At 54.3% G+C, this 22,272-nt stretch carries 22 protein-coding genes and 5 tRNA genes; 22 read left to right on the forward strand and 5 right to left on the reverse strand.

What is annotated here, in order from left to right; all coding sequences use genetic code 11:
- Positions 1–12: 12 nt before the first annotated feature.
- The 21 genes from odhB (at position 13) to pnuC (ending at position 16,113) form a co-directional block, all read left to right on the forward strand.
- Positions 13–1,239, forward strand: a complete 1,227-nt coding sequence (gene odhB, locus FHC51_RS11985) for a 2-oxoglutarate dehydrogenase complex dihydrolipoyllysine-residue succinyltransferase (RefSeq protein WP_103178721.1) — start codon at positions 13–15, stop codon at positions 1,237–1,239.
- 87 nt (positions 1,240–1,326) lie between these two features.
- A complete protein-coding gene (sucC, locus tag FHC51_RS11990) occupies positions 1,327–2,493 on the forward strand; it encodes an ADP-forming succinate--CoA ligase subunit beta (protein WP_032617084.1) in 1,167 nt (388 codons plus the stop codon).
- Positions 2,493–3,362 (forward strand): succinate--CoA ligase subunit alpha, encoded by an 870-nt coding sequence (sucD, locus tag FHC51_RS11995; protein WP_032617085.1) that lies wholly within the window; start codon positions 2,493–2,495, stop codon positions 3,360–3,362. Before sucC ends, sucD begins: the two co-directional genes overlap by 1 nt.
- Positions 3,363–4,173: 811 nt before the next feature.
- On the forward strand, positions 4,174–5,775 hold the full coding sequence (gene cydA, locus FHC51_RS12000; protein WP_114387645.1) for a cytochrome ubiquinol oxidase subunit I: 1,602 nt from the start codon (positions 4,174–4,176) through the stop codon (positions 5,773–5,775).
- Between the two features lie 15 nt (positions 5,776–5,790).
- Positions 5,791–6,930, forward strand: coding sequence for a cytochrome d ubiquinol oxidase subunit II (gene cydB / locus FHC51_RS12005; RefSeq protein WP_103823556.1), 1,140 nt, complete (start codon positions 5,791–5,793; stop codon positions 6,928–6,930).
- 14 nt (positions 6,931–6,944) lie between these two features.
- Positions 6,945–7,058 (forward strand): cytochrome bd-I oxidase subunit CydX, encoded by a 114-nt coding sequence (gene cydX, locus FHC51_RS12010; RefSeq protein ID WP_006177208.1) that lies wholly within the window; start codon positions 6,945–6,947, stop codon positions 7,056–7,058.
- Positions 7,058–7,342, forward strand: a complete 285-nt coding sequence (ybgE, locus tag FHC51_RS12015) for a cyd operon protein YbgE (RefSeq protein WP_103178726.1) — start codon at positions 7,058–7,060, stop codon at positions 7,340–7,342. The genes cydX and ybgE overlap by 1 nt, the downstream gene beginning before the upstream one ends.
- A gap of 148 nt (positions 7,343–7,490) precedes the next feature.
- Positions 7,491–7,895 carry a tol-pal system-associated acyl-CoA thioesterase gene (gene ybgC / locus FHC51_RS12020; RefSeq protein WP_032617092.1) on the forward strand — a complete coding sequence of 135 codons (405 nt, stop codon included), beginning with the start codon at positions 7,491–7,493 and terminating at the stop codon, positions 7,893–7,895.
- A complete protein-coding gene (tolQ, locus tag FHC51_RS12025; RefSeq protein WP_072036639.1) occupies positions 7,892–8,584 on the forward strand; it encodes a Tol-Pal system protein TolQ in 693 nt (230 codons plus the stop codon). The genes ybgC and tolQ overlap by 4 nt, the downstream gene beginning before the upstream one ends.
- 3 nt (positions 8,585–8,587) lie before the next feature.
- Positions 8,588–9,016: a colicin uptake protein TolR gene (gene tolR / locus FHC51_RS12030; RefSeq protein WP_039029343.1), complete on the forward strand. Its 429-nt coding sequence runs from the start codon at positions 8,588–8,590 to the stop codon at positions 9,014–9,016.
- 37 nt (positions 9,017–9,053) lie between these two features.
- Positions 9,054–10,346 carry a cell envelope integrity protein TolA gene (tolA, locus tag FHC51_RS12035; protein ID WP_220435622.1) on the forward strand — a complete coding sequence of 431 codons (1,293 nt, stop codon included), beginning with the start codon at positions 9,054–9,056 and terminating at the stop codon, positions 10,344–10,346.
- A 133-nt stretch (positions 10,347–10,479) separates the two neighbouring features.
- Positions 10,480–11,772 carry a Tol-Pal system beta propeller repeat protein TolB gene (gene tolB, locus FHC51_RS12040; RefSeq protein WP_156240144.1) on the forward strand — a complete coding sequence of 431 codons (1,293 nt, stop codon included), beginning with the start codon at positions 10,480–10,482 and terminating at the stop codon, positions 11,770–11,772.
- A gap of 34 nt (positions 11,773–11,806) precedes the next feature.
- A complete protein-coding gene (pal, locus tag FHC51_RS12045) occupies positions 11,807–12,328 on the forward strand; it encodes a peptidoglycan-associated lipoprotein Pal (RefSeq protein WP_032617096.1) in 522 nt (173 codons plus the stop codon).
- 9 nt (positions 12,329–12,337) lie between these two features.
- Positions 12,338–13,120 carry a cell division protein CpoB gene (cpoB, locus tag FHC51_RS12050; RefSeq protein WP_220435623.1) on the forward strand — a complete coding sequence of 261 codons (783 nt, stop codon included), beginning with the start codon at positions 12,338–12,340 and terminating at the stop codon, positions 13,118–13,120.
- A gap of 162 nt (positions 13,121–13,282) precedes the next feature.
- Positions 13,283–13,358: transfer RNA gene (locus FHC51_RS12055), tRNA-Lys, on the forward strand.
- A 135-nt stretch (positions 13,359–13,493) separates the two neighbouring features.
- Positions 13,494–13,569: transfer RNA gene (locus tag FHC51_RS12060), tRNA-Val, on the forward strand.
- A gap of 3 nt (positions 13,570–13,572) precedes the next feature.
- A tRNA-Lys gene (locus tag FHC51_RS12065) sits at positions 13,573–13,648 on the forward strand.
- Positions 13,649–13,795: 147 nt separating this feature from the next.
- Positions 13,796–13,871 (forward strand) — tRNA-Lys (locus FHC51_RS12070).
- A 29-nt stretch (positions 13,872–13,900) separates the two neighbouring features.
- Positions 13,901–13,976, forward strand: a tRNA-Lys gene (locus tag FHC51_RS12075).
- Between the two features lie 343 nt (positions 13,977–14,319).
- On the forward strand, positions 14,320–15,363 hold the full coding sequence (nadA, locus tag FHC51_RS12080) for a quinolinate synthase NadA (RefSeq protein ID WP_220435624.1): 1,044 nt from the start codon (positions 14,320–14,322) through the stop codon (positions 15,361–15,363).
- Between the two features lie 30 nt (positions 15,364–15,393).
- A complete protein-coding gene (pnuC, locus tag FHC51_RS12085; protein WP_220435625.1) occupies positions 15,394–16,113 on the forward strand; it encodes a nicotinamide riboside transporter PnuC in 720 nt (239 codons plus the stop codon).
- On the opposite strand, the gene zitB is transcribed toward pnuC, so the two are convergent.
- Positions 16,110–17,045, reverse strand: a complete 936-nt coding sequence (gene zitB, locus FHC51_RS12090; RefSeq protein ID WP_220435626.1) for a CDF family zinc transporter ZitB — start codon at positions 17,043–17,045, stop codon at positions 16,110–16,112. The genes pnuC and zitB overlap by 4 nt on opposite strands.
- Before the next feature lie 108 nt (positions 17,046–17,153).
- Positions 17,154–17,684, reverse strand: a complete 531-nt coding sequence (locus tag FHC51_RS23235; RefSeq protein WP_114387639.1) for a protein YbgS — start codon at positions 17,682–17,684, stop codon at positions 17,154–17,156.
- A gap of 321 nt (positions 17,685–18,005) precedes the next feature.
- Between FHC51_RS23235 and aroG the strand changes: the two genes are divergently transcribed.
- Positions 18,006–19,058 (forward strand): 3-deoxy-7-phosphoheptulonate synthase AroG, encoded by a 1,053-nt coding sequence (gene aroG / locus FHC51_RS12100; protein WP_103178735.1) that lies wholly within the window; start codon positions 18,006–18,008, stop codon positions 19,056–19,058.
- Positions 19,059–19,125: 67 nt separating this feature from the next.
- Here the strand turns inward: aroG and gpmA are convergent, their stop codons facing one another.
- From gpmA to galK, 3 genes are all read right to left on the reverse strand, one after another.
- The gene (gpmA, locus tag FHC51_RS12105; RefSeq protein WP_103823548.1) at positions 19,126–19,878 is read right to left on the reverse strand and encodes a 2,3-diphosphoglycerate-dependent phosphoglycerate mutase; all 753 of its coding nucleotides are present in this window, start codon (positions 19,876–19,878) and stop codon (positions 19,126–19,128) included.
- 211 nt (positions 19,879–20,089) lie between these two features.
- Positions 20,090–21,130 carry a galactose-1-epimerase gene (galM, locus tag FHC51_RS12110; protein WP_220435627.1) on the reverse strand — a complete coding sequence of 347 codons (1,041 nt, stop codon included), beginning with the start codon at positions 21,128–21,130 and terminating at the stop codon, positions 20,090–20,092.
- The gene (galK, locus tag FHC51_RS12115) at positions 21,124–22,272 is read right to left on the reverse strand and encodes a galactokinase (RefSeq protein WP_220435628.1); all 1,149 of its coding nucleotides are present in this window, start codon (positions 22,270–22,272) and stop codon (positions 21,124–21,126) included. Before galK ends, galM begins: the two co-directional genes overlap by 7 nt.

The raw sequence follows: 22,272 nt of genomic DNA on the forward strand, positions 1-22,272 counted from the left end.
AAAGGATACATAATGAGTAGCGTAGATATTCTTGTTCCCGACCTGCCTGAGTCCGTAGCAGATGCAACCGTCGCCACCTGGCACAAAAAACCAGGCGACGCGGTAACCCGCGACGAAGTGCTGGTAGAAATCGAAACTGACAAAGTGGTACTGGAAGTACCGGCTTCAGCGGATGGCATTCTGGATGCAGTCCTGGAAGATGAAGGTACGACGGTAACCTCTCGCCAGATCCTTGGTCGCCTGCGTGAAGGCAACAGCGCGGGCAAAGAGTCCAGCGCTAAGTCTGAAGAGAAAGCCTCTACGCCGGCCCAGCGCCAGCAGGCTTCTCTGGAAGAGCAGAGCAACGACGCGCTGAGCCCGGCGATCCGTCGCCTGCTGGCTGAGCACAGCCTCGACCCGGCGGCCATTAAAGGCACCGGCGTTGGCGGCCGCCTGACCCGCGAAGATATCGACAAACACCTGGCGAAAGCGCCGTCTGAAGCGAAAGCAGAAGCCAAAGCGCCTGAAGCTGCACCAGCAGCACAGCCTGCTCTGGGCGCACGCAGCGAAAAACGCGTACCGATGACCCGCCTGCGTAAGCGCGTGGCCGAGCGTCTGCTGGAAGCGAAAAACTCCACCGCGATGCTGACCACCTTCAACGAAGTGAACATGAAGCCAATCATGGACCTGCGTAAGCAGTACGGTGACGCCTTTGAAAAACGTCACGGTATCCGTCTGGGCTTTATGTCCTTCTACGTGAAAGCGGTTGTTGAAGCGCTGAAACGCTACCCGGAAGTGAACGCATCTATCGATGGCGATGATGTCGTTTATCACAACTACTTCGACGTGAGCATGGCCGTTTCTACCCCGCGCGGCCTGGTGACCCCGGTTCTGCGTGATGTGGATACCCTGGGCATGGCTGACATCGAGAAGAAAATCAAAGAGCTGGCAGTGAAAGGCCGTGACGGCAAGCTGACCGTAGATGACCTGACTGGCGGTAACTTCACCATTACCAACGGCGGTGTATTCGGTTCGCTGATGTCTACCCCGATCATCAACCCACCGCAGAGCGCGATCCTTGGCATGCACGCCATTAAAGACCGCCCGATGGCGGTAGACGGTAAAGTGGAGATCCTGCCAATGATGTATCTGGCGCTCTCCTACGATCACCGTCTGATCGATGGCCGCGAGTCCGTGGGCTTCCTGGTGGCGATTAAAGAGCTGCTGGAAGATCCGACCCGTCTGCTGCTGGACGTCTAGTTTTTCGCGGTACTGCCCGGCGGCACCTGGTCTGCCGGGCCTACAAAAGCATGACCTAACGATTACCCTGAAGGATGGATAGAACACATGAACTTACATGAATATCAGGCAAAACAGCTGTTTGCCCGGTATGGCTTACCGGCTCCGGTGGGTTATGCCTGCAATACCCCTCGTGAAGCAGAAGAAGCCGCCTCTAAAATCGGTGCGGGTCCATGGGTAGTGAAATGTCAGGTTCACGCTGGCGGCCGCGGTAAAGCGGGCGGTGTGAAAGTCGTTAACAGTAAAGAAGAGATCCGCGCTTTTGCGGAGCACTGGCTCGGCAAACGTCTAGTGACCTACCAGACAGACGCGGGCGGCCAGCCGGTTAACCAGATCCTGGTTGAAGCGGCAACCGATATTGCTAAAGAACTCTACCTCGGCGCAGTTGTAGACCGTAGCTCCCGTCGCGTGGTGTTCATGGCCTCTACCGAAGGCGGCGTGGAAATCGAAAAAGTGGCGGAAGAGACGCCGCATCTGATCCATAAAGTCGCTATCGATCCGCTGGCAGGCCCAATGCCTTACCAGGGTCGTGAGCTGGCATTCAAACTGGGTCTGGAAGGCAAACTGGTGCAGCAATTCACCAAGATCTTCATGGGCCTGGCAACCATCTTCCTGGAGCGCGATCTGGCGCTGATCGAAATCAACCCGCTGGTGATCACCAAGCAGGGCGATCTGATCTGCCTCGACGGCAAACTGGGCGCTGACGGCAACGCGCTGTTCCGCCAGGCTGACCTGCGCGAAATGCGCGACCAGTCTCAGGAAGATCCACGTGAAGCGCAGGCTGCACAGTGGGAACTGAACTACGTGGCACTCGATGGCAACATCGGCTGCATGGTTAACGGTGCGGGCCTGGCAATGGGCACCATGGACATCGTTAAGCTGCACGGCGGCGAGCCGGCAAACTTCCTGGATGTGGGCGGCGGCGCAACCAAAGAGCGCGTGACCGAAGCATTCAAAATTATTCTCTCCGATGACAACGTGAAAGCCGTTCTGGTTAACATCTTCGGCGGTATCGTACGTTGCGACCTGATCGCTGACGGTATCATCGGCGCGGTAGAAGAAGTGGGCGTGAACGTCCCGGTTGTCGTTCGTCTGGAAGGTAACAACGCTGAACTCGGCGCGAAAAAACTGGCTGACAGCGGCCTGAATATTATTGCAGCGAAAAGTCTGACGGATGCAGCTCAGCAGGTTGTTGCCGCAGTGGAGGGGAAATAATGTCCGTTTTAATTAATAAAGATACCAAGGTTATCTGCCAGGGCTTCACCGGTAGCCAGGGTTCATTCCACTCTGAGCAGGCGATTGCCTACGGTACGCAGATGGTTGGCGGCGTAACGCCAGGTAAAGGCGGCACCACCCATCTGGGCCTGCCGGTGTTCAACACCGTCCGTGAAGCGGTAGAAGCGACTGGCGCAACGGCCACCGTAATCTACGTTCCGGCGCCGTTCTGCAAAGACTCCATCCTGGAAGCGATCGATGCAGGCATCAAACTGATTATTACCATCACCGAAGGTATCCCGACCCTGGATATGCTGACCGTGAAGGTGAAGCTGGACGAAGCGGGCGTGCGCATGATCGGGCCAAACTGCCCGGGCGTGATTACCCCAGGCGAATGCAAAATCGGCATCATGCCGGGTCACATTCACAAGCCAGGTAAAGTGGGCATCGTTTCCCGCTCTGGTACCCTGACCTATGAAGCGGTTAAGCAGACCACCGACTACGGTTTCGGCCAGTCCACCTGCGTGGGCATCGGCGGCGACCCGATCCCGGGCTCTAACTTCATCGACATCCTGAAGCTGTTCCAGGAAGATCCGCAGACTGAAGCGATTGTGATGATCGGTGAAATCGGCGGTAGCGCGGAAGAAGAAGCGGCTGCTTACATCAAAGATCACGTGACCAAGCCAGTTGTTGGCTATATCGCGGGTGTGACCGCGCCGAAAGGTAAGCGTATGGGCCACGCAGGCGCCATCATCGCGGGCGGCAAAGGCACTGCGGATGAGAAATTCGCTGCGCTGGAGGCCGCAGGCGTGAAAACCGTGCGCAGCCTGGCTGACATCGGTGAAGCACTGAAATCCATCATTAAGTAAATCCTCTCTGCTCCCCGTGCGGGGAGCTTTGACATAATAAATGTCCGTTTCGACATGGTTGGCCATCGCAAGATGGCCTTTTTTTTGCGCGACAGTGTTTCCGCGTGGATAGAGAGGCGGGCAGGGCGGATGAAAGTTAAGCGAACGGGCGTGAAAATATTTTGCGGTCGTCGAATTGAAACAAATTAGCAACACACGGGTGTTAAATTATAGATTATTAAAAGTAAAATATTTGTGATAATAATTTTTGATAAAACCTATACGGAAAATTACTGTGAACCATCTGACATTAGCAGCACAGGGTTATTAAAAAATTGCTTCGCTGCCTGCGTTAATTTAAATCACCTTTATTTATAATCCCCGTTTTATTTGATAACCATCAAGCGAATATTAAAACATATCATTAACATCATTTTCATTGCATTTACCACGCGGAAACACCCTTAACACGTTCAGGCATTATTGATTTATATCAATATTTAATGCCTGGAAAAGAGCGTCAAAAGGCGCTAAATTGTTCCCGATCAAATTGGTCGGAAAGTGGTAATTTTGCTAAATATTGATCGCTGTCGTAAATCGTAAAAGACTTCTATTAAAAACCTGTTTATTGTAAGGGTTTTGCAGCGTAATATATTTGCGGGATCAATTTCAGTTTTTATTAACGCATCTGTAACCTTTCATCATCGCTTTTTTCCTCCTGCGAGGATTAAGTAACGAAGAAAGGGGGCTGATAATTTTTGGGGCATGTGTGTGGATCCTTCTCTAACGGGATTCACTCTCGGAGTCTTCATGCGATGAGCAAGGAGTCATAATGTTAGACGTAGTCGAACTGTCGCGCTTACAGTTTGCCTTGACCGCGATGTACCACTTCCTGTTTGTGCCGCTGACGCTCGGTATGGCGTTCCTGTTGGCCATCATGGAAACGGTTTACGTCCTCTCCGGCAAACAGATTTATAAAGATATGACCAAGTTCTGGGGCAAGTTGTTTGGTATCAACTTTGCACTGGGCGTGGCAACCGGCCTGACCATGGAGTTCCAGTTCGGGACTAACTGGTCTTATTATTCCCACTATGTCGGGGATATCTTCGGGGCGCCGCTGGCCATTGAAGGTCTGATGGCTTTCTTCCTCGAATCCACCTTTGTAGGTCTGTTCTTCTTTGGTTGGGATCGTCTGGGTAAAGTCCAGCATATGTGCGTAACCTGGTTGGTGGCCCTGGGCTCTAACCTCTCCGCATTGTGGATCCTGGTCGCCAACGGCTGGATGCAGAACCCTATCGCGTCTGATTTCAACTTCGAAACCATGCGTATGGAGATGGTCAGCTTCTCCGAGCTGGTGCTGAACCCGGTCGCACAGGTGAAATTCGTTCACACTGTGGCCTCCGGCTATGTCTGCGGCGCGATGTTCGTGCTGGGCATCAGCGCCTACTACATGCTGCGTGGTCGTGACTTCGCCTTTGCTAAGCGCTCTTTCGCCATCGCGGCGAGCTTCGGTATGGCGGCTATCCTCTCCGTTATCGTGCTGGGTGATGAATCCGGTTACGAAATGGGCGACGTGCAGAAAACCAAACTGGCAGCGATCGAAGCAGAGTGGGAAACCCAGCCTGCACCGGCCGCCTTTACCCTGTTTGGTATCCCCGATCAGGATGCGCAGGAAAACCACTTTGCTATTCAGATCCCTTATGCGTTGGGCATCATTGCCACCCGCTCTGTGGATACGCCGGTTATCGGTCTGAAAGATCTGATGGTGCAGCATGAAGAGCGTATCCGTAACGGGATGAAAGCCTACTCGCTGCTGGAAGAACTGCGTTCCGGGACCAGCGATCAGTCTGTTCGCGACCAGTTTAACGACGTGAAAAAAGACCTTGGCTATGGCCTGCTGCTGAAACGCTATACCCCGAACGTCTCTGACGCGACGGAAGAGCAGATCCAGATGGCGACCAAAGACTCGATTCCGCGCGTGGCGCCGCTCTACTTCGCCTTCCGTATCATGGTGGGTTGTGGTGTGCTGATGCTGCTGATTATCGCCGCCTCCTTCTGGTCGGTCATTCGTAACCGTATCGGTGAGAAGAAATGGCTGCTGCGCACCGCGTTGTATGCGATTCCGCTGCCGTGGATTGCCATTGAATCTGGCTGGTTTGTTGCGGAGTATGGCCGTCAGCCGTGGGCTATCGGTGAGGTGCTGCCAACTGCGGTGGCGAACTCCTCTCTGACCGCAGGCGATCTGATTTTCTCAATGTTGCTGATTTGCGGCCTCTACACCCTGTTCCTGGTGGCTGAACTGTTCCTGATGTTCAAGTTTGCGCGCCTTGGCCCAAGCAGCCTGAAAACCGGTCGCTACCATTATGAGCAGTCCACCGTTGCTTCTCAGCCTCAATACGAGCAGTCCACCGTGACTACTCAGCCGGCACGGTAAGACAGGAGTCGTCAAATGATCGATTATGAAGTATTGCGTTTTATCTGGTGGCTGCTGGTCGGGATCTTACTGATTGGTTTTGCGGTCACTGACGGTTTCGACATGGGGGTGGGCATGCTCACCCGCTTCCTCGGTCGTAATGATACCGAGCGTCGAATTATGATTAACTCCATCGCCCCACACTGGGACGGTAACCAGGTGTGGCTCATCACCGCAGGCGGCGCACTGTTTGCTGCCTGGCCGATGGTCTACGCAGCTGCGTTCTCCGGCTTCTATGTGGCGATGATTCTGGTGCTGGCATCCTTGTTCTTCCGTCCGGTCGGTTTTGATTACCGCTCGAAGATCGAAGACACCCGCTGGCGTAACCTGTGGGACTGGGGCATCTTTATCGGTAGCTTCGTGCCGCCGTTGGTGATCGGCGTGGCGTTCGGCAACCTGCTGCAGGGCGTGCCGTTCCACCTCGATGAATATATGCGCCTCTACTACACCGGTAACTTCTTCCAGCTGCTGAATCCGTTTGGTCTGCTGGCAGGGGTCGTCAGCGTGGCGATGATCATTACTCAGGGGGCAACCTACCTGCAGATGCGTACCGTGGGCGAGCTGCACCTGCGCTCTCGCGCCGTCTCGCAGATGGCGGCTCTGGTGACGCTGGTTGGCTTTGCGCTGGCAGGTTTGTGGGTGATGTTTGGTATCGACGGTTATGTTGTGACTACTGCGATTGACCATAGCGCACCGTCTAACCCGCTGACCAAAGAGGTGGCTCGCGAGGCTGGCGCCTGGCTGGTGAACTTCAATAACACACCGATCCTGTGGGCGATTCCGGCTCTGGGCGTCGCGCTGCCGGTGCTGACCATCCTGACCTCCCGCGCGGAGAAAGGGGCACTGGCGTTTGTCTTCTCTTCACTGACGCTTGCGTGCATCATCCTGACAGCCGGTATCGCGATGTTCCCGTTCGTGATGCCATCCAGCACGATGATGAATGCCAGCCTGACGATGTGGGATGCAACCTCCAGCCAGATGACCCTTAATCTGATGACGTTTGTGGCTGCCGTGTTCGTACCGATTATTCTGGCTTACACCGCCTGGTGTTACTGGAAAATGTACGGTCGTATCACGAAAGAACATATTGAAAGCAATACTCACTCTATGTATTAAGGAAGGAGCTGAATATGTGGTATTTCGCATGGATTTTAGGAACGCTTCTGGCCTGTGCATTTGGTGTGATTACCGCCCTTGCGCTTGAGCACGTTGAAGCGTCCAAAGCCGGTGAAGAAAAACACTGATGATCACGTATCTCTACGCGATTATGGACAAGCGCCCGTTAAGGGCGCTTTCCTTAGTGATGGCCTTACTGCTGGCGGGCTGCATTTTCTGGGACCCGTCGCGCTTCGCAGCGAAGACCAGCGAGCTCGAGATCTGGCACGGTTTTCTTATTATGTGGGCGGTATGTGCAGGCGTAATCCACGGGGTGGGATTTCGTCCGAAAGCCGTACACTGGCAGGGTATTTTTTGCCCGCTGATTGCTGATGTGATCCTGCTGTTGGGCCTGTTTTTCTTTTTCAACTGAATAAGAACTATCCGTTAATATTATGGGCTTACCCGGGCCCATAAAAATTTACTCTCTGTTTACTTTCCCCCATTCCAAACCACCATTCCCGCGCGTATAGTAGCGAAGTTTAAAAGCTCTAACCTTTTTTGCATTACCGGGATGTAAAGTGAATACAACGCTATTTCGATGGCCGGTTCGTGTCTACTATGAAGATACGGATGCCGGTGGTGTGGTTTATCACGCCAGCTACGTTGCCTTTTATGAACGAGCACGCACTGAAATGCTGCGCCATCATCACTTTAGCCAGCAGGTTCTGTTGGCGGAGCGAGTTGCCTTCGTGGTACGCAAGATGACGCTGGAGTATTTTGCGCCTGCCAGACTCGACGATATGCTCGAAGTCCAAACAGAAATAACATCAATGCGCGGAACCTCACTGGTTTTCACGCAGCGGATCGTCAATGCAGAGAACACGGTACTGAACGAAGCTGAAGTCCTGATTGTCTGTGTTGATCCACTCATCATGAAGCCTCGTGCGCTTCCTAAGTCTATTGTCGCGGAGTTTAAGCAGTGACTGACATGAATATCCTTGATTTGTTCCTGAAGGCAAGCCTTCTGGTTAAACTTATCATGTTGATTTTGATTGGTTTTTCAATCGCATCCTGGGCCATCATCATTCAGAGAACCCGTATCCTCAATGCGGCAGGCCGCGAAGCGGAAGCCTTTGAAGACAAGTTCTGGTCCGGTATCGAACTTTCCCGTTTGTATCAGGAGAGCCAGGGCCGTCGTGAAAACCTCTCCGGCTCCGAGCAAATCTTTTATAGCGGTTTTAAAGAGTTTGCCCGTTTGCACCGCGCCAATAACCATGCGCCGGAAGCGGTGGTTGAGGGGGCATCCCGTGCGATGCGTATCTCGATGAACCGTGAACTGGAAACGCTGGAAACGCATATTCCATTCCTGGGTACCGTTGGCTCCATCAGTCCCTATATCGGTCTGTTTGGTACGGTCTGGGGGATCATGCATGCCTTTATCGCCCTGGGTGCGGTAAAACAGGCGACGCTGCAAATGGTTGCACCAGGTATCGCTGAAGCGCTGATCGCGACTGCTATTGGTCTGTTCGCGGCAATTCCAGCGGTTATGGCGTATAACCGTCTGAACCAGCGCGTGAACAAACTGGAACTGAACTACGACAACTTCATGGAAGAGTTCACTGCGATTCTGCACCGCCAGGCGTTTACCAGCACCGAGAGCAACAAGGGGTAAACCATGGCCAGACAGCGTGGACGGGGTCGTCGCGAACTGAAGTCCGAAATCAACATTGTACCGCTGCTGGACGTGCTGCTGGTGCTGCTGCTGATCTTTATGGCGACAGCACCCATCATCACCCAGAGCGTTGAGGTTGATCTGCCGGATGCGACAGAATCTCAGGCTGTAAGCACCAATGACGATCCGCCGGTCATCATTGAGGTATCCGGAGTAGGGCAGTACAGCGTGGTGGTGGAAAAAGATCGTATGGATCAACTGCCGCCGGAGCAGGTCATTGCCGAAGCGCAACGACGCCTGCAGTCCAATCCGAAAACGGTCTTCTTAATCGGTGGTGCGAAAGACGTGCCTTACGATGAAATAATTAAAGCGCTGAACCTGTTGCATAGCGCGGGCGTTAAGTCAGTCGGCTTGATGACGCAGCCTATTTGATTATCTGCGTACACAACAGAGTTTTTGGGAACCCATAGTGTCAAAGGCAACCGAACAAAACGATAAGCTTAAACGGGCGATAATTATCTCGGCGGTGCTGCATGTCATTCTTTTTGCAGGACTGATCTGGAGTTCGTTCGATGAGCATCTGGATGCCGCTGCCGGAGGTGGTGGAGGTTCATCCATCGATGCTGTCATGGTCGATCCCGGCGCGGTCGTTCAGAACTATAACCGTCAGCAGCAGCAGCAGGCGAGTGCAAAGCGCGCTGAAGAGCAGCGTAAAAAGCAGGCGCAACAGCAGGCGGAGGAGCTACGTGAAAAGCAGGCCGCCGAGCAGGAGCGCCTGAAGCAGCTTGAGAAAGAACGTTTGCAGGCGCAGGAAGCGGCGAAAGAGCAGGCGGAGCAGCAAAAACAGGCTGAAGCCGCCGCCAAGAAAGCGCAGGAGCAGCAGAAGCAGGCGGAAGAGGCGGCAGCCAAAGCCGCAGCGGAAGCGAAAGCGAAGGCAGATGCTCAGGCAAAAGAAGCTGCTGAAGCCGCCGCAGCCGCAGCGAAAAAAGCCGCAGCCGATGCCCAGAAACAGGCTGAAGCTGAAGCCGCAAAAGCAGCGGCTGACGCCAGGAAAAAGGCAGAAGCGGAAGCAGCTAAGAAAGCCGCCGCCGAAGCCCAGAAAAAAGCGGAAGCAGAAGCAGCCAAACAAGCCGCCCAGGAAGCCGAGAAAAAAGCGGCTGCCGAAGCAGCGAAGAAAGCGGCTGCTGCGGAAAAAGCCGCGGCAGCTGAAAAGGCTGCTGCAGAAAAAGCCGCAGCCGAGAAGAAAGCCGCAGCAGAAAAAGCGGCTGCAGAAAAGAAAGCGGCTGCCGATAAAGCTGCTGCTGACAAAGCTGCCGCCGCGAAAGCCGCTGCCGCTAAGAAAGCCGCAGCAGAAAAAGCGGCCGCATCGGACGTTGACGACCTGTTCGGTGACTTAAGCTCAGGTAAGAATGCGCCGAAAGGCACCAACAGCGGTAGCGCAGGTGGCACTTCTCCTGCTAAAGGAAGTAAGCCAGGGCAAGGCGGTGCATCTCAGGCTGAGATTGCGTCGTATATTGCACAGGTACAGGCCGCCATTCGTGGGCATCTGTACGACTGGGATAGCTATCGCGGGAAAACCTGTACGCTTCGGGTAAACCTGGCCGCGGACGGAACCATCCTCAGCGTGAAAAAAGAGGGGGGCGACGAGGCCTTCTGTCAGCAGATGTTATCTGCAACCAGCAGGATGACGAAGTTCCCGAAACCGCCTTCACAGGCTGTGTATGAAACGTTCAAAAATGCACCGCTGGACTTCAAGCCTTAAGTTTTAATTTCCCTGTGCAAACGGGGAAAAACAGGCCAGGTTTAGTCTTAGCGTTCTGGTAGTTTTGTTTATTTGGGTTTGTTAACATTCTGCTAAATTATGCGGGTAAGGTTACCCGGATATGGGAGATATGATGAAGCAGGCATTACGTGTTGCAATGAGTTTCTTAATGCTGTGGGCAGCGGTGCTGCACGCAGAAGTGCGTATCGAGATCACCCAGGGGGTGGATTCGGCACGTCCGATTGGTGTGGTTCCGTTCCAGTGGAAAGGGCCAGGCGCTGCGCCGGAAGATGTGGGCGGCATTGTTGCCGCTGACCTGCGCAACAGCGGTAAATTCAACCCATTAGATCGTTCTCGTCTGCCACAGCAGCCGGGCACTGCTGCAGAGTTACAGCCGGCGGCATGGTCTGCGCTCGGTATTGACGCAGTGGTGGTGGGTCAGGTTACCCCTAACCCGGACGGCGGTTACACCGTCGCCTATCAGCTGGTAGATACTGGCGGCGCACCGGGCACCGTGCTTGCACAGAACACCTATAAAGTGAACAAGCAGTGGCTGCGCTATGCGGGTCATACGGCAAGTGATGAAGTGTTCGAGAAGCTGACCGGCATCAAAGGCGCATTCCGCACCCGTATCGCTTACGTTGTACAGACCAACGGCGGCCAGTTCCCGTATGAGCTGCGCGTCTCTGACTACGATGGCTACAACCAGTTCACCGTTCACCGTTCACCACAGCCGCTGATGTCTCCGGCCTGGTCTCCGGACGGCTCTAAGCTGGCCTACGTAACCTTCGAAAGCGGTCGTTCGGCGCTGGTTATCCAGACGCTGTCTAACGGCGCGGTACGCCAGGTTGCCTCTTTCCCACGTCACAACGGCGCACCAGCATTCTCGCCTGACGGTTCTAAACTGGCGTTTGCCCTGTCTAAAACCGGTAGCCTGAACCTGTACGTGATGGACATCGGCTCTGGCCAGATCCGCCAGGTAACTGATGGTCGCAGCAACAACACTGAACCAACCTGGTTCCCGGACAGCCAGAACCTGGCCTTTACCTCTGACCAGGCGGGTCGTCCACAGGTCTATAAAGTTAATATTAATGGCGGTGCACCACAGCGTATCACCTGGGAAGGTTCTCAGAACCAGGACGCCGACGTGAGCGCTGATGGTAAATTTATGGTAATGGTCAGCTCGGCCGGTGGTCAGCAGCACATTGCTAAACAAGATCTGGGCGGGGGCGGCGTACAAGTTCTGTCGTCGACTTTCCTGGATGAAACGCCAAGTCTGGCACCTAACGGCACTATGGTTATCTACAGCTCTTCTCAGGGGATGGGATCCGTGCTGAATCTGGTTTCTACCGATGGGCGTTTCAAAGCGCGTATTCCGGCAACTGATGGACAGGTAAAATCACCTGCCTGGTCGCCGTACCTGTAATAATAATTAATTGAATAATATAGGAATCATAGAAATGCAACTGAACAAAGTGCTGAAAGGGCTGATGATCGCTCTGCCTGTTATGGCAATCGCAGCGTGTTCTTCTAACAAGAACGCCAGCAACGACCAGAGCGGCGAAGGCATGATGGGTGCCGGCACCGGTATGGACGCAAACGGCAACGGCAATATGTCTTCTGAAGAGCAGGCGCGTCTTCAGATGCAACAGCTGCAGCAGAACAACATTGTTTACTTCGATCTGGACAAGTTCGACATCCGTTCTGACTTCGCTGCGATGCTGGATGCGCACGCTAACTTCCTGCGTAGCAACCCGTCTTACAAAGTCACCGTAGAAGGTCACGCGGACGAACGTGGTACTCCTGAGTACAACATCTCCCTGGGTGAGCGTCGTGCTAACGCCGTTAAAATGTACCTGCAGGGTAAAGGCGTTTCTGCTGACCAGATCTCCATCGTTTCTTACGGTAAAGAAAAACCTGCAGTACTGGGCCACGACGAAGCGGCTTACTCCAAAAACCGTCGTGCCGTACTGGTTTACTAAGAGAATTGCATGAGCAGTAACTTCAGACATCATCTGTTGAGTCTGTCGTTACTGGTTGGTATAGCGGCCCCTTGGGCCGCTTTTGCTCAGGCACCAATCAGTAGTGTCGGCTCAGGCTCGGTAGAAGACCGGGTCACCCAACTCGAGCGTATTTCTAATGCTCACAGCCAGCTTTTAACCCAACTTCAGCAGCAGCTCTCTGACAACCAAACCGATATTGACTCACTGCGCGGACAGATCCAGGAAAGCCAGTATCAGCTCAATCAGGTTGTGGAGCGTCAGAAGCAGATCATGTTGCAGATTGATAACCTGAATAATGGCGGCGCAGCAGCGCAACCGGCAGCAGGGGATCAGGGTGCTGCGGCAACGCCTCAGGCTGACACATCAGCCTCGACCGCTGCGCCTGTGCAGAGCGGTGATGCGAATACTGATTACAATGCGGCAATTGCCCTGGTGCAGGATAACTCGCGCCAGGACGAGGCGATGGCGGCGTTTCAGAACTTCGTGAAGAAATACCCGGATTCGACTTATCAGCCAAACGCAAATTACTGGCTGGGACAGTTGAATTACAACAAGGGTAAAAAAGACGATGCGGCATTCTATTTTGCCTCAGTCGTTAAAAATTACCCGAAATCACCGAAAGCACCTGACGCGATGTATAAGGTCGGTGTGATCATGCAGGACAAAGGCGACACCGCAAAAGCGAAAGCCGTTTTCCAGCAGGTAGTCACAAAGTTCCCGGGCACCGAAGGGGCAAAACAAGCGCAAAAACGCCTTACTGCGATGGGATGATTGCCGCATGACCAGAAATCGCTTTATTTCTGGTCTTGCCGCATAATTCGTAAGCAGTTAAGTGATATTCATCAAAATTTTAGTTGCGCAGAATTCTTAAATCAGTAATATATGCCGCCGTTGCCAAGGGATATCAAACACCCCAGAAGCAGCCGAAATAGTGGGTCGTTAGCTCAGTTGGTAGAGCAGTTGACTTTTAATCAATTGGTCGCAGGTTCGAATCCTGCACGACCCACCACTACTTAAGTAGAAAGCAGTAGGTTAGCGTGAAGGATAACGTTGCGTCAGCAACGGCCCGTAGGGCGAGGCGAAGCCGAGTCATCCTGCACGACCCACCACTAACTAAGTAGTAAGTAGTATCCAGCGTAGTATCGGGTGATTAGCTCAGCTGGGAGAGCACCTCCCTTACAAGGAGGGGGTCGGCGGTTCGATCCCGTCATCACCCACCACTCGGGTCGTTAGCTCAGTTGGTAGAGCAGTTGACTTTTAATCAATTGGTCGCAGGTTCGAATCCTGCACGACCCACCAATTTTACTATCGTACTCAGATAGTAAACGTGAAGGATAACGTTGCGTCAGCAACGGCCCGTAGGGCGAGGCGAAGCCGAGTCATCCTGCACGACCCACCAATTTTAAATTGGTACCGAGTAATAATCTTCGAAGTCAGCACCCGAATGGGTCGTTAGCTCAGTTGGTAGAGCAGTTGACTTTTAATCAATTGGTCGCAGGTTCGAATCCTGCACGACCCACCACTTCGAAGAAAAGCAGTACATCCCGCAAGGGGTCGTTAGCTCAGTTGGTAGAGCAGTTGACTTTTAATCAATTGGTCGCAGGTTCGAATCCTGCACGACCCACCAATTTTACTATCGTACTCAGATAGTAAACGTGAAGGATAACGTTGCTTTAGCAACGGCCCGAAGGGCGAGGCGAAGCCGAGTCATCCTGCACGACCCACCAATGTAAAAAGGCGCCCTAAAGGCGCCTTTTTGCTATCTGTTATTCCAGAATTAAAAATGCGCGGGTTTACGTAGGTCGGGTAAGCGAAGCGCCACCCGACAAATGCTGCCCGCACGCTTTTTGATGTGACTTTCCCTCTCAGATTCGCTATCTTGTTTAGTATACAAAACACAATTGCCGTCACTTTGGTTATCATCGCTAAAGCATGGCAAATTTGTTAAGCCTGTAAAACGAGAAGCCAAAATGAGTGTGATGTTTGATCCAGAAGCCGCTATCTATCCTTTCCCACCAAAGCCTGCCCCGCTGAGCCTGGACGAAAAGCAGTTTTACCGTGAGAAAATTAAGCGTCTGCTCAAAGAGCGTGATGCGGTTATGGTGGCCCATTACTATACCGATCCTGAAATTCAGCAGCTTGCAGAAGAGACGGGCGGTTGTATCTCGGACTCGCTGGAGATGGCGCGCTTTGGTGCTAAGCATCCTGCTTCGACGTTGCTGGTGGCCGGGGTCCGTTTTATGGGCGAAACGGCCAAAATCCTCAGCCCGGAAAAAACGATTCTGATGCCGACCCTGAATGCGGAGTGCTCGCTCGATCTGGGCTGTCCGATCGACGAGTTTACCGCCTTCTGTGATGCCCACCCTGACAGAACGGTCGTCGTCTACGCCAATACCTCTGCGGCGGTTAAAGCACGCGCCGACTGGGTTGTCACCTCCAGTATCGCCGTTGAACTGATCGAGCATCTCGACAGTCTGGGCGAGAAGATTATCTGGGCACCGGATAGACATCTTGGCAATTACGTCCAGAAACAGACCGGAGCGGATATTCTCTGCTGGCAGGGCGCCTGTATCGTCCATGATGAATTCAAAACGCAGGCACTGGCGCGCATGAAGGGGCTCTACCCGGATGCGGCCATTCTGGTTCACCCGGAATCCCCGCAGGCGATCGTTGATATGGCGGATGCCGTCGGCTCAACCAGCCAGCTGATCGCTGCCGCGAAGAGGCTGCCGCATCGCCAGTTGATTGTGGCGACCGATCGCGGCATCTTCTACAAAATGCAGCAGGCGGTGCCAGAGAAAGAGCTGCTGGAAGCACCGACCGCAGGCGAGGGGGCAACCTGTCGCAGCTGCGCGCACTGTCCGTGGATGGCCATGAACGGGCTCAAAGCGATTGCAGACGGTCTGGAGACGGGCGGAGTCACCCATGAAATCCATGTTGATGCCGCGCTGCGAGAGGGGGCGTTAATTCCGCTTAACCGAATGCTGAATTTTGCGGCTACACTACGTCCTTAAACCACGTAAACGTAACGCTCAGGGGAAAAGATGGATTTTTTTAGCACGCAAAACATTCTGGTACATATACCGATTGGCGCTGGCGGCTATGACTTGTCATGGATTGAAGCGGTCGGGACGATTGCAGGTCTGCTCTGTATCTGGCTCGCCAGTCTGGAGAAAATCGTCAACTACGCGTTTGGCCTGGTGAACGTTACGCTGTTCGCCATTATCTTCTTCCAGATCCAGCTGTATGCCAGCCTGCTGCTGCAGCTGTTCTTCTTTGGAGCCAATATCTACGGCTGGTACGCCTGGTCCCGGCAGAACAGCCAGCAGGAGGCGGAACTGCAGATCCGCTGGCTACCATTGCCGAAGGCAATCGGCTGGCTGGCTGCCTGCGTGGTAGCCATTGGCCTGATGACGGTCTATATCGACCCGGTGTTCGCCTTCCTGACCCGCGTAGCGGTCTCGGTGATGAATACCCTGGGGCTGAATGTCACCATGCCAGAGCTGCAGCCTGACGCCTTCCCGTTCTGGGATTCATGCATGATGGTTCTGTCGATTGCTGCCATGATCCTAATGACCCGTAAATATGTCGAAAACTGGCTGCTGTGGGTGATTATTAACGTGATAAGCGTGGCGATCTTTGCCCTGCAGGGCGTCTACGCCATGTCGCTGGAGTACATGATCCTCACCTTCATCGCCCTGAACGGTAGCAGGATGTGGATTAACAGCGCGCGTGAACGGGGTTCACACGCGCTGGCACGTTAATGGTGATGATGGGCGTGACCGGACGGGATCTCATTGAGGTGGCAGTCCGGTCCGTTACAGGGGGTGTATTCCATCTGAATGGTGCTGTGCGCAATGGCGTAATGGTGCTCCAGAAAGTGCTGAATACGCCCCAGTAACGCATCATGATCGTGAGGCGGGATAACCTGAACATGCAGCGTCATCAGCGGTTTTTCTCCCACCATCCAGACGTGTACATGATGCACATCGCGCACTTCAGGAATGGAGCGCGTTAAGTTGCGCTTCAGCGCCGGGATATCCAGCGTCGCCGGGGCCCCTTCCAGCAGCTCATTGACGCTCTCCTGCAGAAGCCGCCAGGCACTGCGTAACACCAGGCACGAGACCAGAATCGACAATATCGGGTCGATGGGCGTCCAGTCGGTCCAGAGGATCACCAGCGCCGCAACGATGGCCCCCACCGACCCCAGCAGATCCCCCAGCACATGCAGCGCTGCTGCCCGCACGTTGAGATTCTTTTCTCCACTGCCGCGATGCAAAATCCAGAACGCCAGGATATTAGCGATAAGCCCGGCCACGGCCACCACCATCATGGTGACACCCGCGACAGGCTGCGGATGGCGGAAACGCTGGAAGGCTTCCCAGACGATTAAAATCGTGATCAAGACCAGCGCGATGGCGTTGACGAAGGCGGCGAGGGTCGTGAGACGTAGCCAGCCAAAGGTGCGTCCGTGGCTTGGCGGGCGGCGGGCGAATACCACCGCCAGCAGCGCAAACAGCAGCGCAGCGGCGTCCGTTAACATATGACCCGCATCGGCCAGCAGCGCCAGCGAGCCGGAAACCAACCCGCCAATCACCTCAATGACCATAAAGGTGGCGGTGACGCCGAACGCCAGCGTTAAGCGTTTAGCATTTTCATCCTGTGAAGAAGGGGCGTGCGAGTGGGAGTGCGCCATGAATACTTTCCCGGTAAATTATTATTGTAAGTGTAGAGTTTTTAACATTTTGCACAAAAAATAAAGGAGAGCCGTAGCTCTCCTTCATCATAACTGCATTACCCTTAATTACTGAGTAGTGCCGTCAGTTTTTTGTTCTTGCGGGGTTCTTTCGGAATCAACTTTGCCGGATTGATCCGGGCATTTACCGTCTTTACACATTGAATTCTTGTGCTGATCGTCTTTGGTCATGCCGTCATTACCCATCTTACTTGGGTCATCATTACCCATGACTGAGTTAGTGCCGCCAGTGGTTGAACTGTTGCCGGTACCATTGGTCACCCCGGTGCTGCCGGAGTTCGTACCATCTGAGTTCAGCATAGAACCTGTGCCAGTCCCTGTACCCGTACCTGTTGTGCCGGTACCGGTAGTGCCGGTGGTGCCGGTTGTACCAGAACCCGTGTTAATCTGGCTGTTGCCGGTATTGTTTGGAGCAATATTCTGGCGTGCATCAGGCGCAACGGCCCCTGCATCAGCGGCGGCATTCGCCTGGCCATTATTGGTGTTAGAGCCGGTGGCGCTATCAGCAGCCAGGGCTGCACCGCTCGCCATCGTGAGCGAAGCTGTCAGGAAAAGGGTTGCGAGTTTAGTCATTTTCATCATGCTGCTCCTGTTCTGGTCGTTATGTTCTGGATAACTTCTTTCCACAGTGCATATGCGAAATCGATATACTGCTCAGTGGTTAAAGATGCCATGATCCCTACTTAGGTCAGTATGGAATCGCGATAAAGTTTATAAATGCAGTGCATACAGTTAAAAAGTTTAGGGTGTATCTCGTTTTTCGCTACTTTGTTGCGTTTTTTAAGCGAATTCCAGGATTTATCTGTGCCTAGTGTAAAAGTGAGTTTACACTTCCTGACTGACAAGATAGATTGGATGGATTGCATTCATTTATAAAAGTATGGCAACGCTGGAACGAACATGAATTATCAGAATGACGATTTACGTATTAAAGAGATCAACGAGTTATTACCTCCTGTAGCGCTCCTTGAGAAGTTTCCCGCCACCGAAAACGCCGCCAACACCGTTTCTCATGCCCGTAAAGCGATCCACAAGATCCTGAAAGGTAATGACGATCGTCTTCTGGTGGTGATCGGTCCGTGCTCCATTCACGATCCTGCGGCGGCAAAAGAGTATGCGGCGCGACTGCTGACCCTGCGCGAAGCGCTGAAGGATGAGCTGGAAATCGTCATGCGCGTCTACTTTGAAAAGCCACGCACCACCGTAGGCTGGAAAGGGCTGATTAACGATCCGCATATGGATGGCAGCTTCCAGATCAACGACGGCCTGCGCATCGCCCGTAAGCTGCTGCTGGACATCAACGACAGCGGTCTGCCTGCGGCGGGTGAGTTCCTCGATATGATCACCCCGCAATATCTCGCTGACCTGATGAGCTGGGGCGCTATTGGCGCGCGTACCACCGAGTCTCAGGTTCACCGCGAGCTGGCGTCAGGGCTCTCCTGCCCGGTGGGCTTTAAAAATGGCACCGATGGCACCATCAAAGTGGCGATCGACGCCATCAATGCTGCCGGGGCGCCGCACTGCTTCCTCTCCGTCACCAAATGGGGTCACTCCGCCATTGTGAACACCAGCGGGAACGGCGACTGCCATATCATTCTGCGCGGCGGCAAAGAGCCTAACTACAGCGCGGCGCACGTCGCCGAAGTGAAGGCGGGCCTGGAAAAAGCCGGTCTGGCGGCGCAGGTGATGATCGACTTCAGCCATGCCAACTCCAGCAAGCAGTTCAAAAAGCAGATGGATGTAGGCACCGATGTCTGCCAGCAGATTGCCGGCGGTGAAAAGGCGATTATCGGCGTGATGATTGAAAGCCACCTGGTGGAAGGCAATCAGAATCTGGAAGGCAGCGAGCCGCTGGTTTACGGTAAGAGCGTCACTGATGCCTGCATCGGCTGGGACGATACCGAAACGGTGCTGCGCCAGCTGGCGAATGCGGTGAAAGCCCGTCGCGGCTAAAAAAAATGCCGGATAAGCATCCGGCATTCAGAACACAGAGCCCGGTCATCGCGACCGGGCTTTTTTATTACTTGGCTTTACCCTGGTTCGCAACGGCCGCAGCTTTAGCCGCGATTTCGTCAGCGTTACCCAGATAGTAGTGCTTGATTGGTTTGAAGTTTTCGTCGAACTCGTACACCAGCGGCACGCCGGTTGGGATGTTCAGCTCGAGGATCTCGTCTTCACCCATGTTGTCCAGGTATTTCACCAGCGCGCGCAGGGAGTTACCGTGCGCAGCGATGATGACGCGCTCACCGCTTTTCAGGCGTGGCAGAATAGTTTCGTTCCAGTAAGGAACAACGCGATCGATGGTCAGCGCCAGGCTTTCGGTGGTTGGCAGTTCAGCATCGGTCAGTTTCGCGTAACGCGGATCGTGGCCCGGGTAACGCTCGTCATCTTTGGTCAGCTCTGGTGGGGTGACCGCGAAGCCGCGACGCCACTGTTTAACCTGCTCGTCACCGTATTTCTCTGCGGTTTCGGCTTTGTTCAGACCCTGCAGCGCGCCGTAGTGACGCTCGTTCAGCTTCCAGGACTTCTCAACCGGCAGCCAGGCCTGATCCAGTTCATCCAGCACGTTCCACAGGGTATGGATGGCACGTTTCAGCACGGAGGTATAAGCAAAATCGAAGCTGAAGCCTTCGTCTTTCAGCAGTTTGCCCGCTGCTTTCGCTTCGCCAACACCTTTTTCGGACAGGTCAACATCATACCAACCGGTAAAACGGTTTTCGTTGTTCCACTGGCTTTCGCCATGACGTACCAGAACCAGCTTAGTTACAGCCATATTTTACTCCTCCAGAACAAGCATTATTTGAATGATAACAATTCTCATTATATTGCTGCGGCTGAGCCGCGGGCAACGCTTAACCCTAACCATAGCGAAAATAGTGTCGCAGTGTAAGATGCTTGTGAATGAGGGGTTGTGATTTTGTCCGTAACTGGCGCTATTTTCAGCAAGATGGATAAAAAAAGCCCTCCGGCAGGAGGGCTCATTTTTATTGCGCAATAAAGTGATATTCGGTGACGCTGATGTACTCTTCGCCAGGGCGCAGTATGCAGTCAGGCTGCGGCCATTCCGCGTGATTCGGGCTGTCGGGTAAGAACTCACTCTCCAGCGCCAGACCTTGCCAGGCCCGGTATTCTCCATCTTCGCGCGCCGGGGTACCTTCGAGGAAGTTGCCAGAATAGAATTGCAGGGCAGGGGCGGTGGTATAGACCGTCATCTGCAGCTTTTCATCGGCAGACCAAAGATGCGCCGCGGGCTGGTTCAGATCGCCCTGGGCATCAAGCAGGAAAGCATGATCGTAACCGTTCACCTTGCGCTGGTGGTCATCCGCAAGGAAATCCTGGCTGATGGCTTTGGTGGTGCGGAAATCAAAGCTGGTACCGGCAACGTCTTTTAACCCTTCCTGCGGGATCCCCATCTCATCCACAGGCAGATAGCGTTGCGCCAGCAGTTGCAGGCGGTGCTGGCGCACGTCGCTGCAGCTGCCGTCGAGGTTGAAATAAGCGTGGTTGGTCAGGTTGACCGGACAGGGCTTATCCACGGTGGCGCGATACTCAATGGCGATACGGTTATCATCCGTTAAGCGGTAACGCACACTCGCCGCACAGTTACCCGGAAAACCTTGATCGCCGTCCGGCGAGTCGAGCGCCAGCAGCGCTTCGGCGTCGTTCTGCTGCATAATGCGCCAGCGACGTTTATCAAATCCATTCGGGCCGCCGTGCAGCTGGTTTTCGCCCTGGCTTGGCAGCAGGTCATAGCGCACGCCGTCCAGTTCAAAGCGGCTTTTGGCGATACGGTTGGCATAACGGCCTACCGAGGCGCCCAGGAAGGCCGTTTGCTCCACATACTGCTCAGGCGAGGCACAGCCGAGCAGGGTTTCGCGGACGCTGCCGTCGGTCATCGGGACGCGGGCGGAGAGCAGCGTCGCACCCCAGTCCATCAGCGTGACGACCATCCCTGCTTCGTTGCGCAGGGTGATCAGGCGATACGGCAGGCCGTCAGGGGCGAGAACAGGTGTTTCGTTTAGCACTGGCCAGCTCCTTGTGATGCATTACAAACATAGAAAGTCTCTTTGATACCGGTTTTGGCTTCATACTGTTGTTCCACGGCTTGCTGAACAACCGGCACCAGTTCCTCCGGTACCAGCGCCACCACGCAGCCGCCGAAGCCGCCGCCGGTCATACGCACACCGCCTTGATCGCCAATGGCGGATTTCACAATCTCAACCAGGGTGTCGATCTGTGGCACGGTGATTTCGAAGTCGTCGCGCATAGAGGCATGCGACTCGGCCATCAGCTCACCCATCCGTTGCAGATCGCCTTTCTCCAGCGCAGCTGCTGCTTCTACGGTACGGGCGTTTTCGGTCAGGACGTGACGAACACGTTTTGCCACTACCGGGTCCAGCTCGTGGGCCACTTTATTGAACTCGGTGAGCGAGACATCACGCAGTGCAGACTGCTGGAAGAAGCGCGCGCCGGTTTCACACTGCTCACGGCGAGTGTTGTACTCGCTGCCCACCAGGGTGCGTTTGAAATTACTGTTGATGATGATCACCGCCGCGCCTTTCGGCAGGCTGACCGCTTTGGTGCCCAGCGAGCGGCAGTCGATCAGTAACGCGTGGCCTTTTTTGCCCAGCGCCGAGATCAGCTGATCCATGATGCCGCAGTTACAGCCGACGAACTGGTTCTCTGCTTCCTGGCCGTTAAGGGCAATCTGCGCGCCATCCAGCGGCAGGTGATAGAGCTGCTGGAAGACCGTGCCGACGGCCACTTCCAGTGAGGCGGAGGAGCTCAGGCCCGCACCCTGTGGGACGTTGCCACTGATCACCAGATCCGCGCCGCCAAACTCCTTGTTACGTTTTTGCAGATGCTTCACCACGCCGCGGACGTAGTTAGACCACTGCTGGCTGTCGTGGGCAACAATCGGCTCATCCAGCGAAAATTCGTCGATCTGGTTGTCATAATCCGCTGCCATCACGCGCACCTTGCGGTCGTTGCGTTTCGCGCAGCTGATCACCGTCTGGTAATCAATGGCGCAGGGCAGGACAAAACCGTCGTTGTAGTCGGTATGTTCGCCGATGAGGTTAACGCGGCCTGGCGCCTGGATTGCGTGAGTGGCGGGATAACCAAATTTTTCAGCAAACAGGGCGTGGGTTTTATCTTTCAGACTCAT

It is taken from the genome of Leclercia sp. EC_58, from assembly GCF_019584355.1.
In the GTDB taxonomy this organism is placed as follows: Bacteria; Pseudomonadota; Gammaproteobacteria; order Enterobacterales; family Enterobacteriaceae; genus Enterobacter.

What these genes read in the sequence shown, in the direction of transcription:
- cydA (WP_114387645.1), top strand. Translation starts at nt 4,174, where the DNA reads ATGTTAGACGTAGTCGAACTGTCGCGCTTACAGTTTGCCTTGACCGCG.
- gpmA (WP_103823548.1), bottom strand. Translation starts at nt 19,878, where the DNA reads ATGGCTGTAACTAAGCTGGTTCTGGTACGTCATGGCGAAAGCCAGTGG.
- odhB (WP_103178721.1), top strand. Translation starts at nt 13, where the DNA reads ATGAGTAGCGTAGATATTCTTGTTCCCGACCTGCCTGAGTCCGTAGCA.
- ybgE (WP_103178726.1), top strand. Translation starts at nt 7,058, where the DNA reads ATGATCACGTATCTCTACGCGATTATGGACAAGCGCCCGTTAAGGGCG.
- cpoB (WP_220435623.1), top strand. Translation starts at nt 12,338, where the DNA reads ATGAGCAGTAACTTCAGACATCATCTGTTGAGTCTGTCGTTACTGGTT.
- FHC51_RS23235 (WP_114387639.1), bottom strand. Translation starts at nt 17,684, where the DNA reads ATGAAAATGACTAAACTCGCAACCCTTTTCCTGACAGCTTCGCTCACG.
- pnuC (WP_220435625.1), top strand. Translation starts at nt 15,394, where the DNA reads ATGGATTTTTTTAGCACGCAAAACATTCTGGTACATATACCGATTGGC.
- zitB (WP_220435626.1), bottom strand. Translation starts at nt 17,045, where the DNA reads ATGGCGCACTCCCACTCGCACGCCCCTTCTTCACAGGATGAAAATGCT.
- sucC (WP_032617084.1), top strand. Translation starts at nt 1,327, where the DNA reads ATGAACTTACATGAATATCAGGCAAAACAGCTGTTTGCCCGGTATGGC.
- sucD (WP_032617085.1), top strand. Translation starts at nt 2,493, where the DNA reads ATGTCCGTTTTAATTAATAAAGATACCAAGGTTATCTGCCAGGGCTTC.
- cydX (WP_006177208.1), top strand. Translation starts at nt 6,945, where the DNA reads ATGTGGTATTTCGCATGGATTTTAGGAACGCTTCTGGCCTGTGCATTT.
- cydB (WP_103823556.1), top strand. Translation starts at nt 5,791, where the DNA reads ATGATCGATTATGAAGTATTGCGTTTTATCTGGTGGCTGCTGGTCGGG.
- pal (WP_032617096.1), top strand. Translation starts at nt 11,807, where the DNA reads ATGCAACTGAACAAAGTGCTGAAAGGGCTGATGATCGCTCTGCCTGTT.
- tolR (WP_039029343.1), top strand. Translation starts at nt 8,588, where the DNA reads ATGGCCAGACAGCGTGGACGGGGTCGTCGCGAACTGAAGTCCGAAATC.
- aroG (WP_103178735.1), top strand. Translation starts at nt 18,006, where the DNA reads ATGAATTATCAGAATGACGATTTACGTATTAAAGAGATCAACGAGTTA.
- nadA (WP_220435624.1), top strand. Translation starts at nt 14,320, where the DNA reads ATGAGTGTGATGTTTGATCCAGAAGCCGCTATCTATCCTTTCCCACCA.
- galK (WP_220435628.1), bottom strand. Translation starts at nt 22,272, where the DNA reads ATGAGTCTGAAAGATAAAACCCACGCCCTGTTTGCTGAAAAATTTGGT.
- tolB (WP_156240144.1), top strand. Translation starts at nt 10,480, where the DNA reads ATGAAGCAGGCATTACGTGTTGCAATGAGTTTCTTAATGCTGTGGGCA.